The sequence below is a fragment of the Blautia sp. Marseille-P3087 genome (genome assembly GCF_900120195.1).
In the GTDB taxonomy this organism is placed as follows: Bacteria; Bacillota; Clostridia; order Lachnospirales; family Lachnospiraceae; genus Blautia_A.
This window is the reverse complement of record NZ_LT635539.1, coordinates 2,598,216-2,613,086: the sequence shown is the minus strand read 5'-3', so window position 1 is coordinate 2,613,086 and position 14,871 is coordinate 2,598,216. Positions and strand designations below refer to the sequence as shown.

Sequence of the window (14,871 nt, the reverse complement as noted above, 5' to 3'; positions counted from 1 at the left end):
TCCCCCTGTAAAATTATTTTTGGTTATCAAGATAAGAAATAAACACATTGCCCGCCTGCTGGAAAAGAGCGGTACTGTCGTTCATTCCATACGGGCTGACTTCGCCTGTCGCAGGATCCAGAAGCCATGTATTGTATGCGTCATATCCGACGATCACGACACTGGTATCTGCACCGGTTTTTGCTATAACTGCACGCTGTGCGCTGATCTCATAAAGGACATTTTCCAGACTGCATCCGGTAAGATCGATCACAGTTCCGGAATCTCCCAGACCTTCCTGCAGCTTGTCTTTATCCCATGAACCACTTCGGATGATTTCAGGAACATCCTCCGTATTCAACGTAAGCTGTGTTTTCATATTTCCACGTTCCCAGACATATTGCTGTGCCCTGTTCAAAACCACACCTGTCCGGCTGTCTGCCTGCAGTACTGCCTGTGCCGGATCAGTCCACACACTGTCCAATCCACCGCGGGCATATACATAATAAACGTTTCCAAGCTGGCTCTTGTCCACTTCGACCTGAACAATATTCTCGCTGCCGTTTTTTATTTTGGCGGTAAGAATCAGCGGTTCATCGGCCTCCGGTTTGTCAGTGAATACCAGCTTGACGATAACACCCTGACGTGTCGTACTCGTCTGCTCCACAGAAACCAGATCTGCCGAAGTTTTCTTATTGTTCATGATATTGTCTTTATTCTTTACGGTGTACGCATTTCCATTCTTTTCTGACAGGTTAAATTCCATCATAGAACTTCCGACCGTCACGTCTGTAATATAATATCCATCCTGATGATACTCTTTTTTGATATTTCCGTCAAAATCTTCTATCTTTATTGATGTAATTCCGTCGACCGTATGTCCGTTTTCATCAGTAAGGCTGTCCCCGTCAAGCACATTTCCATAAATCAGGTCTTCATTCATAAAACCGAGTACCCGAAACTGCTGCGAAGCATCCGGTGTATTATTTCTTGTCTTAAGTGAGTCAAAATCAATGTATTCGATCTGTCCCGCCTGATCACCGTCCGTGATTCTCCATGCCGCATGTGCATTCGTCTCAGATACGGCAAACTGATTACTGTCGATGTTTTCTGCCAGAACTTTATATTCGCTGTCATCAATATTGATCTGGTAAAGACTTCCGGAAAGGAGCAGGAACAGCTGGTTTTTCTTGTTTACATAACTCAATGTACCGAGATCGGATTTCAAAAACTCAAACGACTCTGTCGTCGGGATAAATACTTTCTCCTCAACTACATTCTGGTCATGATTATAATGATAGATTCCGGCTCCGCAGTAGCCTTCGTGGTTTCCGCGGTTCATGTAACCATAGACCATAAAATTGACATCGCCGTCGTCTTCCACGCTCAGAAGCTTAATGTCATGTTCCGTATGTGAATCACGGAAATCTCCTTTTGCCGCCTTACGGAAATCAAACACCTGTGCAAACTTGCCGTTGTTCTGTGTATAAGTCCAGAGTGCCCCTTCCTGCACAAAAGCCGTCACACTTCCCTCTGTATTTGTAAGATAGGTCACGTTTTTGTTACGGACTCCGAGCAGCAATCCGTCATCCGTGATCACTGACTGTTTCGGGTCAAATACCTGTCCTGCGGACCGCTCAAAATCAAGCAGACGAATACGGTCTTCCGAATAACGCAGGCGGTAAAAATCTGTTACATTATAATATTCTGCACCACCGTTTTCATTTGCGGCACAGATTTCATATTCCAGTGAAATACTTGCAGTCGTCTCATTGATCTCTTTGATGACCGGTATCCCTTTCTTTGTGATCTGCGGATTTAAATTGCCCCAGCTTATCACAGAAAGTGGTGATTTAATGGAAACGGATGCAAAATTTGTCGTCGCTGAATCTGCAGATTCCAGATATGCGGCAAGATTATCTGCCGAAGTTTTTTCCATACACATCTGCGCAAAATCAGATGCAAATTTCACATAAGCCTGCGTATTTGTAGAGGATCTTGAAACGACTCTCGTATAATAATAGGCTTCTCCATCATTTGTATCGACCGTCAGTTGCATGGAATACTCCTGATTCATCAGAAGCCCGGAATTGATCTCAATCTGTGCACGGAGATAACCGTCCGATCCTGAAGAATTCAGATCTTTGATCTTACGGTTTTCGACGATCTTTGTTCCATCGGAAGTACGCACCTCATAAGAAAGGCTCTTTACTTTTTCGTCATAAGGATTGATTGCGATTGTCAGCTTCTTAGTTGTATCAAGTGGTGTCACGCTGTCACGGACAAAATCTGCTTCCATCGGCTGTCGGTAACCATACATGCGGTTTGCAAGCGTTCCATTAAAATCCACCATCACTTCCGGAAGCGTCGGATTATTCATATCTGAACGGTCATCCGTCGTTTCGTTATTCATAAGAAACACCGTACCGGTCACTCCCAGTATGAAGATTACCAGAAGGATCAAAAACCTTTTCAGTACTTTTAGCATGGTTTCAGACTCCCTTCTTAAGGTGCAGCCCGTCCGGATAAAGCAGTTTTTCCAGTGTCAGATGGCTGTTCAGCGCATCGTTCATCGCAGGAAGTCCCTCCGGGAAATGAGCTTTTTCATTTTTGACCGCACGGATCAGAAGATTCTTCGGGGTATGTTCCATATCAATAAATTCAAGGATCTGTGTGCTGTAACCTTTCGCTTCAAGAAGTTCTGCACGGATACCATCTGTCAGAAGCGCCGAAATACGTTCTTTCAGGATGCCGTATTTCAGCACCGGCTCCAGAAGTTCATTGTGGATCTGACTGTTCAGCTCATGCTGGCAGCACGGCACAGATAAGATCACCTGCGCATCCCACTCGACAGCTTTTGCAAGCGCATAATCTGTCGCCTTGTCACAGGCATGGAGTGTCACAACCATATCGACCTTCTGTAGACCCTCATAATCTGCAATATCACCATGCAGGAAATGCAGCTTGTCATAGCCATATTTCTGAGCAAGGCCGTTACATTTCTTAATAACATCTTCTTTCAGATCAAGGCCGATGATATTGACATCGTATCCTTTGAGTTCTTTCAGATAATAATACATGGCAAAGGTCAGATAAGATTTGCCACATCCGAAATCCAGAATCGTGATCTCCCGTTCTCTGGACAACGCCGGAAGAATATCCTCGATAAATTCCAGAAAACGGTTGATCTGCTTAAATTTGTCATAAGAAGTATTGTGGATTTTGCCCTCACGGTTCATCACGCCAAGGTCCACAAGAAACGGAACTGCCGTCCCTTCTTTTAGAATATATTGTTTCACCCGGTTATGCGCCTGGATCCTGACTGTTTCCCGCGCCGGATGCTTTTTGACTTTGATTGTCTGCCTGCCTTTTTTGCTGACCAGAACCGTCCCATCCACGCATCTTCCCTGTATCTGAAACTGCGAAAAACAGCCTTCGCCAAGGTTTGCCTCCACATAGGAAATGATTTCTTCTCTTGTATAATTCGAGTGGAGCACCTTCGTTCCCACCGTCGAGGATGCCTGATAACAGACACTGCCTTTCAGTTTGATCGGGCGTATCCGCACACGGGACGGAGCATCTTTTTCCTTGCTTCTCTGACCACTTAATACTGCAAGCATCAGCTCTTCATCAAATTGTTTTTTCAAAAATTCCTGTAATGTCATCATATAAAATAAATCTTTCTTTCTGTCACACTGTACATCTGTGATACAAAGCTTCCTGTCAGAATCTCCGACATCTGCGCCGTCTGCAGCGTCTCCTTGAAATTTCCTGATACAGAAGTACTTCGATCAGATCATCTAAAAAGCGATCCGAAATCTCCTGCAGCTCAAGTTCCCCTGCAACCTGCTCGCGTATCTGTCTGCACAGGCTGTGCATCATCAGTCTGTCGGGATATTCGTCATAAAGTCTGCTTCCTTCATAATCCAGAAGCTCACATTCTTCTTCTACTTTTTCCTGCACTTTAAGTGCTGTATCCGGAAAATAAGATTTCATCAGGGCAAATTCTCTTTCCTGCATGCGTTCTCCGCTATAAAGCGCCGGACTGGCATAAGTCAGATAAAATGGTAAAAACTTGTCGTAATACATGGACAGGCTCCTGCTTTACCATCGTCCCTATCATTTTATGCAGGACTATACGAAATGTGCCGCAATCAGCCCTGGATGCCTTTCAGAATGCGAAGTGTCAGTTTGAAGCTGTGCTCTGCTGCCATTGCCTCAAATGTCGGATAATCCATTTCTGCACTTCCGTCTGCTTTGTCGGAGATCGCACGGATCACAAGGAACGGAACATTGTTAAGGTATGCTGCCTGAGCGATTGCTGCGCCCTCCATTTCAACGGCATATGCACCGAATTCTTTTACGACGAAATCTTTTACACCCTGGTCTGCAACGAACTGATCGCCGGATGCGATACGTCCCTCAAATACTTCGATGTCCGGATTGACTTCTTTGCATGCCTGCACTGCCAGCTTGCGGAGTGCATCATCACTGTGGAAAGAAAATGCATCCATCTGCGGAATCTGACCTACCGGATAGCCAAATGCTACTGCATTCATATCATGATGGATAAGGTCTTTGGAAACTACGATGTCACCGATGTTGATATCTGCATTCAGACTTCCTGCGATACCTGTATTGATCACGACTTCTGCATGGAAATCGTCGATCAGGATCTGTGTGCAAATTGCTGCATTTACTTTACCGATTCCGGAACGGACAACAACCACTTTTTTGCCCTCCAAAACACCTGCATAAAATTCCATGGAAGCTTTGTGTGTGATCTCCACATCCTGCATACGCTCTTTAAGGCTTGCAACCTCTACTTCCATTGCTCCTATGATACCAATACATCTCATAATAAAATTCTCCCGTCTTTTTTCTGTATTCTGTACTGTTCCCAGACATATCATTCTACTTTTAACATTTCACATATGTTATTCTGTCATGAACAGTTCTGTTAAGTTTAAATAGTTACTGTTCACTCCGTTCACAGCAACTTTAAATATACTTTTTTATTATACCAAATGTTGCGTTTATATGGAAACTTTTTTTCTTTTCTGCTATACTGTCTCAAGGAGGTTGATATTATGGTATATAAAACATCCGGCGTCTGTTCAAGCGCCATCTCATTTGAAATTGACGAACAGGGAAAAGTTCATGATGTAAAATTTCAGGGCGGATGCTCCGGCAACACACAGGGCGTAGCCAAACTGATCGAAGGCATGGATGCCAAAGAAGCAATCAGCAGACTCGAAGGGATCCGCTGCGGATTCAGACCAACATCCTGTCCGGACCAGCTTTCCAAAGCTCTGAAAGAAGCTTTAAACTAAATTTTTTTCCTGTACAGCTAATGCTGTATATAAGTACATACAGAGAACCTGCCACTGACAGCTTCTCTCGCATACTTTGGCATCAATTGCAAAACCGGAGAACCACATCGGCTCTCCGGTTTTTGCGTTCTTGACATTGTTTTTTATTTTCAGTTCTTTATGACAGATCATCACGGTCCCATTTATCACACAGTGACTGCACTTCTCTCGTAAAGCGGTCGAGATCTTTGTTCGGAATCCCTTCACTCTTGCGGATAACAGACATAAGGCGCTGTCCCATGGCAACCAGTTTCTGGAATGCACGTGCAGCCTTCGAAGTCTTCGGTGAAACAGCAGTTTTCGTGATCTTGATGCCCTGTGCTTCATAGATGCAGACGTTTTCTGCGAGGTCAAAGACAGTGCCGCTGAACGGTGCCATCGCATCCAGTCCAAGTTCTTCTTCAAGACGTCTTGCAAAAATCTCCGTCACTTCATCATCGCCATGTGTAACAAAAACTTTCGCCGGTTTCTGACTGAAAGATTTGATCCAGGTCATCAGTCCGTTTACATCGGCATGACCGCTGATACCCGGCATCTGGCAGATTTCTGCACCAACATAAACAGTCTCGCCGAAAAGTTTTACCTCTGTAGCACCTTCGAGAAGTGATCTTCCGAGGGTACCGATTGCCTGATAACCGACAAACAGAATCGTGTTGTTCGGATTCCACAGATTGTGTTTCAGGTGATGTTTGATTCGACCGGCATCACACATACCGCTCGCAGAAATAATTACCTTGCAGTCTTCGTCAAAGTTGATTGCTTTGGAATCGTCACTTGTGATCGAGGTTTTCAGTCCCGGGAACATCAATGGGTTGATGCCCTTATTTACAAGTGCCATGGCTTCTTCATCAAAGCAGTCATAAATATGTTCATTAAAAATGGTTGTCGCTTCATTTGCCAGCGGACTGTCCACATAAACCTTGAAGTTGTCGTGTCCATGGACGCGTCCTTCTTCTTTGATCTGGCGAATGAAATAAAGCATCTCCTGTGTACGTCCTACCGCAAATGACGGAATAATGACGCTTCCTCCGCGGTCGAAGGTTCTCTGGATCACTTCACTCAGAAGTCCCACATAATCCGGACGGTCGCCATGGCTTCTGTCACCGTAGGTCGATTCCATCACAACATAATCGGCATCGTGAAGGTATACCGGGTCTTTGATCAGTGGCTGATTGAGATTTCCGATGTCACCGGAGAATACAATTTTTTTCTCTTTTCCATCTTCGTTGATGATCACTTCAATGCTTGCAGAGCCAAGCAGGTGTCCGGCATCGACAAATCGTACACGGATGCCCTCTGCCGGTGTGATTGTCTTTTCATATGGACACGGAACAAAATTCTGCAGAACCCCCAGTGCATCCTCCATTGTATATGCCGGTATAAATTCCGGCTTGCCCTGACGACGTCCCTTACGGTTTCGCCATTCTGCCTCGAACATCTGAATATGGGCGCTGTCTCGAAGCATAATATCACAGAGATGGCAGGTCGCCTGTGTCGCATAAATCGGTCCCTGAAAACCTTTTGCATAGATTGCCGGCAGATTTCCGGAATGATCCATGTGTGCGTGAGTCAGGAGAACAAAATCAAGGTCACTTCCCTTAACCGGTATTTCCTGATTTTCATAATAATCGGGTCCCTGTTCCATACCACAGTCTACAAGAAACTTCTTACCGGCAGCTTCCAGATAATAACAGCTTCCGGTCACTTCATGTGTCGCCCCAATAAAGGTTATCTTCATGTGCGAGCCCCCTTTGTCTGAAAAATCATGTAAATATATATTGTTGTAACCATTATACACGGTTTGCTTGTTTTTTAACAGTCTTTTTGTGTAAAATCACAGGAGAAATACAGGAGAAGATTTTGTGATGTCTGTAATTACAGAAACGGGAAAGATTGGTAAAGTGGAATTACCTGCTGGATTGACCTTACACATACTTAGTTCCTATGTAGTCCACCGTTTACGGACGCTAAGTTGACTTGTTTAGTACTAACTTCTTACATAGTCTACCGATTTCGGGCGCATAATTGACTTGTATGACACTTAGTCTTCTCATAGTCCACAAATTTTCTAAAATCGAATGACTCCTGCATGAGGAAGTTCTAATCAAGTCAATTATTTCAGGTAAATCAGGTGGTTTCCACATAAGGAAGTTCTAATCAAGTCAATCACGTACGGATATTTAGATGGCTTCAAAAATAGTATCTGTCTCTCCGGCCAATAAAGTCTGGATATGTCTGGAAAAATATTTTTGCTTTATTGAAACATTACGGAGTAATTTCCTGCTAAAGTAAGAAAAGGAACAGGGCGGGATCTGAAATCCCGCCCTGCCTTTACATGATTTTGGTTTGGTTTTTAAAAGTCTGCAGGCATCTCGTCCCATCGAAAGGTAACGGATGTTTACACGGTTTATTAGTTTACATTCTCCGGTGTCCGTGATGCCCGCAGTAGTTTGGTTTAAAAATTTTGTCTTAGGTTTTTAAAGTTTTAATTTGTTAATTGGTTTTACATGGTTTAAAAAATTTGGTTTTTAGTTGGTTTTTGGTTTTCTCTTAAATGTTGTTTTTGGGTTAATAGTTACTGTTGAATGATTGGAATTACTTAATCATAATGCCACTTGTAAGTGTGGATGTGGACTCTTTCAGGCCACCATTGCTGGCTGCATGATATCCACGCACACGGTAGTAGGTGCCACTCGGAACGATAACATCTATGGTTCTGCTGAGACTGGTTGCATTGTTTGCTGTAAAGTTCCAGTATTTGTAAGTGCTGTAGCTTCCATTTACCTTACGTTCCAGATAAAGTGACAAATATACTTTAGCGCATTTCTTATGACACTGTGTCAATCCAAAAATAGCCAGTTCTCCACTGTTTACTTTCTGGATTTTTACATTGCCCAGATTCAGATTGGTTCCACGAAGGACACTATAACTGGTATCCTCAGAAAAGTCCTCTGTAGTTTCCTCATCGGTGAACTCTTCCTCTGTAATCTCATCCAGAATACTGGTTGTCTCTGCCAATACCGGTGTCGTACACATAGATGTTAACATTCCGACTGCCATAAGAAGACCAAGTAATTTCTTTCTTTTGCTCATTTCTCACTTCCTTTCGCTATGTAAACATACCCCTACATAATATATACGTAAGAAATCGCAAAAAATCACTCTAAAATCTCATTTCTTTTATAATTTTTTTTAATTCATTTATATCAATTCGACCAGACAAGGCATACATAACATCATCTTTGGTCCAATTCGCAGTATAACTTGGTGTATCCTCCCCTTCATCATATACTTTCTCAATTGCAACTTTTGTTTTTTCGTCTCCGGCAACAATACTTTCCTGAACATCTCCATGCAAACTATATATATTACTTGAAGTAATGTCATTCTGCTTATTAATATAAAGCATTAAAATTGTTTCTTCACATTGATATTCCATTTGAACAACTGACGTTTCTTCGCTAATAACATAATCCAAAAGTTTCATCCCATCTGGTCTATAATAAAACTCAGGAACTTTAACACCTATTTTATCCTCTATATCCTGTATTGCTTTATCTTCATCCACATTGGCAATTTCATTATTCTCATCATTATCAACTATTACTTTTGTATCATTCCCAGTCAGATACTTAAATCCTCTGACCCAATAATTCCTATTCGCCTCACTTGTCATACTCGCGGCAAACACGCACAGTAGACATACGCCTGCCACACCCGCGACTTTACCCAGCCGCAGATAACTCCGCTTCTTTCTGACCGGACGGTCATTCTTTGAACCATTCTCCGACGATACCCCAATATCAGACACTGCTACTGTCTCTGTCTTCACGGGCGAATTGAAACCTGCTGTTGCCCTTGCTGCGGTACCAGCCTCTTTTGAACTTTCCGGCTCCATAGAGACAGCTTTATCCGCAACTGCTTTTTCCTCGCCGCCAGCCTCCTTCGAAGTTCTCGCCTCCATAGAAATAATTTTCTCTCCGGCTGTCTTTAAAATAGAAGCATCGTACTTTTTGGACGCAGAATCATCTGCCTCTGTCTCATCCTCATACAGCCCTTCTTCCTTCAGACGCTGGTAGAATTTTTCTCTGGGGACGCTCAGCTCTTCTGCGATATCGAGGTTTTTCTCATACTCTTGTCCGGCAAGCAGAGATTTCTCTATCAGCTCTGCCTCATCAATGTATGTCTCCTCCAGCCACTGCCGGAACTTTTCGTCATCCTCCATATCCGGCATGTCCAACATCGGATCTTCTATATAATTGTCTTTCTGTTCTTTTTCAAACTTTTCTTTCATTACATAATCTCCTGCTGCCGCTATTTCCCACTGTAGACTTTTCTGCGAATTACCATTTCCCACGTTCCGGATGATTTTCACAGCATCTCAGACAGCGGACAGCTCTATCTCTCCTTGACAATTCTGTCCCGGTGGTTCATAGTTATGGTTAATAAAAAGATTTTTCAGGAGGAATTCCCTATGAAACATATTGTTCTTACCGGCGGCGGTACTGCCGGCCACGTTACCCCAAATATTGCCCTGATTCCGACACTCAAAGCAGCCGGATATCAGATTTCCTATATTGGATCCTATGAAGGTATTGAGCGTAAGCTCATCGAAGAAATGGGAATTCCTTATTACGGAATCTCCTCAGGCAAACTCAGACGTTACTTTGATCCTAAGAACTTTTCCGATCCGTTCAGGGTTCTCAAAGGTTTCCACGAAGCCAAAAAGCTTCTTAAGAAACTGAAACCTGACGTTGTATTTTCCAAGGGCGGTTTCGTAACCGTCCCGGTTGTTATCGCTGCAAAAAAATGCAAGATTCCAGCAATTATTCATGAATCAGATATGACTCCGGGTCTTGCCAATAAGCTCTGTATCCCTTCCGCAGTTAAAGTGTGCTGTAACTTTCCTGAGACAGTCAGCAGTCTTCCGGCAGACAAGGCAGTTCTCACCGGTACTCCGATCCGTCAGGAACTTCTGAAAGGTGACAAAGAAGCCGGCAGACAGTTCTGCGGATTCACTTCCGACAAACCGGTCCTTATGGTAATCGGCGGAAGCCTCGGTGCAGCCTCGGTCAACGACCATGTCCGCAAGATCCTTCCGGAACTTCTGAAAGAATTCCAGGTCATCCATCTCTGCGGCAAAGGCAAAATGGATGAGTCTCTCAATGGTACTGAAGGTTATGTACAGTATGAATACATCAAGGAAGAACTCCCGGATCTCTTCGCACTGTCCGATGTCGTGATCTCCCGTGCAGGCGCGAATGCAATCTGTGAAATCAGCGCTCTTCACAAACCAAATCTTCTGATTCCGCTCTCTGCAAATGCAAGCCGCGGTGACCAGATTCTGAATGCCCGCTCTTTTGAAAAACAGGGATTCAGCATGGTACTTGAAGAGGAGGAAATCACTGATGAAAAGCTCCTCGATACCATCCATCAGTTATACAAAAACCGCCACACATTCGAAAAAGCAATGGCAGGTGGCAAACAGATGGATTCCATTCATCATATCTTTTCTCTTATTGAGGAATGTGTATTATCCAGATAAGCAACAGAAGGCAGTTACATGTGTGACTGCCTTCTTAGTTTCTCCAGTTCTTCTATAATCCACGCCTTTGAACGCAGATTACGATTGTTTACATTGTTCGTGGTGATTCCGTATTCCTCAGCTACTTCCGAGGCCGGAATCCTGTGAAACTTGGTTTTCATCAAAATATCGTAGTTCTGTGGATTTCTCATTCTGAGTTTCCGAAGAACAAGTCTCTGATAAGTTTCTTCTTCCATGCGCAGAAGCCGTGCTTCCGGATCTCCACTTTCGTCGGGAGTCTCTTCCACACCCTCTTCGTCGAATGTGCACATTTCCTGTTTTGTTGAAGATTTTCTGAAATAATCGTTGCATCTGTTTGTAGTTGCGCGAAGAACCAGCGCCTTCAGTTTCTTACGATCTGAATAGTCCAGATTTTCTTTCATCTTATAAAACGTGATGAAGATCTCCTGACTGATATCTTCTGCCAGAAGTTTATCCTTCGTGATACAATATGCAACATATGCTGAGAATCTTTGGTATTCATCATAGAACTGATTAAAATTCTCAATCGTCATTCGTATTTACGCTTTCGTTTTATTTTGTTGTTTTTTCTTACGTATTCTGTATGACTCATGCTTTGACTTTATTCAGAATCTCTTCTTTCATTTCATCAGTCAGCTCGCCCGGTTTCCATGTCAGAGCGACCTGGTCTCCCTCGTAACGCGGAATCAGATGCATATGGAAATGAAATACGGTCTGTCCTGCAATCTCGCCATTATTCTGCACGATATTAAATCCGTCACAGTTCAGTCCATCTCTGAGTTTTGTTGCCATTTTTTTTGCAAGAACCATTGCTTTCGCTGCGGTTTCATCCGGAAGTTCATAAATATTGGCAGCATGTGATTTTGGAAGAATCAGGGAATGTCCCTTAGCAGCCGGTCCCAGATCCAGGATCACGCGGAAGTCTTCGTCCTCATATAATGTAGCGGATGGAATTTCTCCATTCGCAATTTTACAAAAAATACAATTTTCCATGATAAATTCCTCCTTCAGAATTCTGTAAAAATAACTGTTTAATAACTATATTGTCTCGTATTTGTGCGAATTTTTCAATACGAAATTTGTTGATTATGGTATTTTATGATGATACACTTCCCATGAGGTGACAGATTATGCAGGAAAAGAACAAATTTGAACAGCAGAAAAAAGAATTTCAGTCGACACTCTCGATGTTCTCACATGAGATACGTAACCCCCTCGCTCTTATCACAAGTGAGTTACAGATGTTATCCGACCATCATCCGCAGCTTTGTCTGGATGAACACTGGGACAACATTATGGAAAATCTGAATTACATCCGCGAGCTTCTCGATGAACTTTCCCGGTACCAGAATGCAGGACATCTCTCTCTCGTATCAACAGATACAAGCCTGTGGCTTGATCGAATTACCAATACCTTTCGACCTGCACTGGATTATCTGGGCATTGTACTTGAGACTGACATCCCTAAGGATCTTCCCCATCTTGAACTGGATCAGACAAAAATCCGTCAGGCTCTTTTTAATCTTCTCCGCAATGCACAGGAGGCCATTCAGCACGCACACGGAAAAATCCAGATTGCCGCTTCTGCTGTTTCAGATGGAATACAGATCACCGTCCATGACAATGGCTGTGGTATGACTGCCCAGCAGACGGAACAGATCTTTTTTCCTTTCGTAACGTACAAGCCCGGCGGCACAGGTCTCGGGCTTGCTGTCACCCGGCAGATTATCGAAGCACACCATGGGACGCTCCGCGTCGAAAGTGTACCCGGTGAAGGAACAATCTTTTATATTCTTCTGCCTCTCGGATGATACAGAAGAATGGAAATCGTCATTCCACAAACCAGCCCTGCAACGTGGGCTGTATTGTCTACTCCTGTACTGGTAAATCCATAATAAAGAGAAAAAAATGCCATGACAAGAATCTGTCTTGCAGACAGATCTCCGAGCCATCCTTTGTTGCGGATCACAATATAAATCATCGCTCCCATAACAGCAAAAACTGCACCGGAAGCGCCCGCTGATACGGCAAAATCCATAGATTTCAGCTCAATAAGCACTGAGATCACATTGCCGAGAAGTCCGCCTACAATATAGATGATCAGAAATTTTATCTTGCCGATCACACGTTCAAGACGGCTTCCCAGAACAAACAGAACCAGCATATTATTCAAAAGGTGTTCGATTCCGAAATGCAGGAACATACAGGTAAACAGTCGGTAATATTCCCCACCTTCTATGATCATCGGTGTGTAGGCTGCGCCGCAGTCCAGCATATGCATCGTGTTCTGTGAACTGCCGGTGAATTCCACCGCGAGAAACACAATAATATTGATCAGGATCAGGCCGACTGTCACCGGCTCTTTTTTTATTTCTTCCATATAGATCATTACTCCAGAATTTGTTCAAATCTCACTGTCACATCCTCCGGGATATGATAGAATTTCTTGAAACGTTTTGCCCATCGCTCATTTGGCGGTATAGTCTGACAGAAATATTCCGGATACGGCAGAACAGGCAGCACAATTTCCTTATGTTCCTGCTCTATTCCCGTCTGTATCAATTGTGCTCTGTAATCGTTTACCTGACCGATTGCCAAAAACATTCTTACATATATCACACACAGAACACAGACCGCCATTCCTGTTATCAGTATAGGATAGAACAACTCTGTCCTGTATCTGCCTGTCAGATATCTGAGAAGCTTCAACAGCACCAGCGCCTGAAAAATATAAGATACGTAAAAACATCTCGCACCAATAGGATTCGCCGCCAGAAGCGGCGCCGCCACAGCTCCCGATGACAGATAAAGAATGCACATGGAAATTCCCTCTTTCCTGTCTACATTTTTCCAGATGCACAAAAGCACATTTGCAAAAAACAAAATCGCAAGCATGGTATTGATCGCATTATTCAGATTTTGATCACTGTCAAATACCCATTGTGGATAAATTTTATGAAAGACACTATATACACTGTACCCACAAAATACTACCGTCATTTCTATTGTGGCAAAAGTTTTTCGCCCACTTTTCTGAATCAAAATCAACAAGACGATAATCAAAAGTATATTTAACACCCAGTTATTTATTGATAAATGATACCAGATATTGCTAATAAACTGTCTTGCCATTCCACTGACAGTTGTGTGAATTTCTTTATATCCGTCTGATCCGTCAGCAGCTCTTGAATAGGCACCATTAGAAAACATAATCAGCGCCCCCGCTATAGAAGCCCATAAAAAATTTAATTCTATAAGCGGAATTTTTTTATAACGGATCAGTGTATACACGACAATCCATACTGCAAAAAAAACCACAAACACTGTAATATTCTCAGAAAACAACTGCACAGAAATACCAAGTGGAATTACCATAATTGTTTCCCAGACAGGAATAGCAGGCTGCTTCTGCTTCGTATACACCCATTCCGTCCAGTTATAATAAATCAAAAACAGAAAAACCGGTGGAACAAAATTTACAAATGCTGCCGGCCAGCCATAGCTCTGCTGAAACAACGTTGATGGAATTGAGATCAAAAGAAAAAAAACTCCCAATAATAAAAATGTATTTTCTTTTGTCCTGCTTTCTTCTTCGAAACGTATATTTTTATACATAACATCCAAAAGCCACACAACACCTGCAGCAAGTACCACAGCCTTTGCCAGTACGCTTCTGGTAATCAAAAGTGCCAGAAGATCTCCCAGATAACGGCCATTATAATCTTTAAAACCGTTTTTCATAAGTTCTATCCGTTCATCCAGACCCCACTGCCATTCATCATGGCAGTATGGTACCTTATATCCGATATATAAAAATACAACAAATGCCGCTATATATATCAACCAGCATACCTTACTTTTCTTTTTCATGGGTTATATTTCCCTTTCATTTTTCTTTCAGAAAGTATAGCATACCATATTATAAAAGTCTATATAACCACTTTTCCTTCAACC

15 protein-coding genes are annotated in these 14,871 nt (G+C 42.9%); 3 read left to right on the top strand and 12 right to left on the bottom strand.

Features of this window, described 5'->3' with window-relative positions:
- Positions 1–13: 13 nt before the first annotated feature.
- From BQ7344_RS12430 to BQ7344_RS12415, 4 genes are all read right to left on the bottom strand, one after another.
- Positions 14–2,467 carry a hypothetical protein gene (locus tag BQ7344_RS12430; protein ID WP_072522804.1) on the bottom strand — a complete coding sequence of 818 codons (2,454 nt, stop codon included), beginning with the start codon at positions 2,465–2,467 and terminating at the stop codon, positions 14–16.
- 4 nt (positions 2,468–2,471) lie between these two features.
- Positions 2,472–3,647: a class I SAM-dependent methyltransferase gene (locus BQ7344_RS12425; RefSeq protein WP_072522803.1), complete on the bottom strand. Its 1,176-nt coding sequence runs from the start codon at positions 3,645–3,647 to the stop codon at positions 2,472–2,474.
- Positions 3,648–3,702: 55 nt separating this feature from the next.
- Complete coding sequence (locus BQ7344_RS12420) at positions 3,703–4,068, bottom strand: hypothetical protein (protein WP_072522802.1); 366 nt, start codon at positions 4,066–4,068, stop codon at positions 3,703–3,705.
- A gap of 65 nt (positions 4,069–4,133) precedes the next feature.
- Complete coding sequence (locus BQ7344_RS12415) at positions 4,134–4,838, bottom strand: 5'-methylthioadenosine/adenosylhomocysteine nucleosidase (RefSeq protein ID WP_072522801.1); 705 nt, start codon at positions 4,836–4,838, stop codon at positions 4,134–4,136.
- Between the two features lie 231 nt (positions 4,839–5,069).
- Between BQ7344_RS12415 and BQ7344_RS12410 the strand changes: the two genes are divergently transcribed.
- Positions 5,070–5,312, top strand: coding sequence for a TIGR03905 family TSCPD domain-containing protein (locus BQ7344_RS12410; RefSeq protein WP_015540779.1), 243 nt, complete (start codon positions 5,070–5,072; stop codon positions 5,310–5,312).
- On the opposite strand, the gene BQ7344_RS12405 is transcribed toward BQ7344_RS12410, so the two are convergent.
- From BQ7344_RS12405 to BQ7344_RS12390, 4 genes are all read right to left on the bottom strand, one after another.
- Positions 5,304–5,483, bottom strand: a complete 180-nt coding sequence (locus tag BQ7344_RS12405) for a hypothetical protein (protein WP_072522800.1) — start codon at positions 5,481–5,483, stop codon at positions 5,304–5,306. The two genes, BQ7344_RS12410 and BQ7344_RS12405, sit on opposite strands and share 9 nt — an antisense overlap.
- Positions 5,470–7,089, bottom strand: coding sequence for an MBL fold metallo-hydrolase RNA specificity domain-containing protein (locus BQ7344_RS12400; RefSeq protein WP_072522799.1), 1,620 nt, complete (start codon positions 7,087–7,089; stop codon positions 5,470–5,472). The genes BQ7344_RS12405 and BQ7344_RS12400 overlap by 14 nt, the downstream gene beginning before the upstream one ends.
- Positions 7,090–7,946: 857 nt before the next feature.
- Positions 7,947–8,444: a DUF6147 family protein gene (locus BQ7344_RS12395; protein WP_072522798.1), complete on the bottom strand. Its 498-nt coding sequence runs from the start codon at positions 8,442–8,444 to the stop codon at positions 7,947–7,949.
- A gap of 70 nt (positions 8,445–8,514) precedes the next feature.
- The gene (locus BQ7344_RS12390; protein WP_072522797.1) at positions 8,515–9,645 is read right to left on the bottom strand and encodes a DUF4367 domain-containing protein; all 1,131 of its coding nucleotides are present in this window, start codon (positions 9,643–9,645) and stop codon (positions 8,515–8,517) included.
- 180 nt (positions 9,646–9,825) lie between these two features.
- On the opposite strand from BQ7344_RS12390, the gene BQ7344_RS12385 reads away from it, so the two are divergent.
- Positions 9,826–10,896 (top strand): undecaprenyldiphospho-muramoylpentapeptide beta-N-acetylglucosaminyltransferase, encoded by a 1,071-nt coding sequence (locus tag BQ7344_RS12385; protein ID WP_072522796.1) that lies wholly within the window; start codon positions 9,826–9,828, stop codon positions 10,894–10,896.
- 14 nt (positions 10,897–10,910) lie between these two features.
- Here the strand turns inward: BQ7344_RS12385 and BQ7344_RS12380 are convergent, their stop codons facing one another.
- Positions 10,911–11,450: an RNA polymerase sigma factor gene (locus tag BQ7344_RS12380; protein ID WP_072522795.1), complete on the bottom strand. Its 540-nt coding sequence runs from the start codon at positions 11,448–11,450 to the stop codon at positions 10,911–10,913.
- Positions 11,451–11,505: 55 nt separating this feature from the next.
- A complete protein-coding gene (locus BQ7344_RS12375; protein ID WP_072522794.1) occupies positions 11,506–11,910 on the bottom strand; it encodes an HIT family protein in 405 nt (134 codons plus the stop codon).
- A gap of 137 nt (positions 11,911–12,047) precedes the next feature.
- On the opposite strand from BQ7344_RS12375, the gene BQ7344_RS12370 reads away from it, so the two are divergent.
- Entirely contained in the window at positions 12,048–12,728 is a 681-nt protein-coding gene (locus BQ7344_RS12370) for a sensor histidine kinase (protein ID WP_072522793.1), read from the top strand.
- On the opposite strand, the gene BQ7344_RS12365 is transcribed toward BQ7344_RS12370, so the two are convergent.
- Together BQ7344_RS12365 and BQ7344_RS12360 are read right to left on the bottom strand one after the other, a co-directional pair.
- The gene (locus tag BQ7344_RS12365; protein ID WP_200793047.1) at positions 12,704–13,306 is read right to left on the bottom strand and encodes a rhomboid family intramembrane serine protease; all 603 of its coding nucleotides are present in this window, start codon (positions 13,304–13,306) and stop codon (positions 12,704–12,706) included. The genes BQ7344_RS12370 and BQ7344_RS12365 overlap by 25 nt on opposite strands.
- Complete coding sequence (locus BQ7344_RS12360; RefSeq protein WP_072522792.1) at positions 13,306–14,787, bottom strand: DUF6056 family protein; 1,482 nt, start codon at positions 14,785–14,787, stop codon at positions 13,306–13,308. The genes BQ7344_RS12365 and BQ7344_RS12360 overlap by 1 nt, the downstream gene beginning before the upstream one ends.
- Between the last annotated feature and the right edge of the window lie 84 nt (positions 14,788–14,871).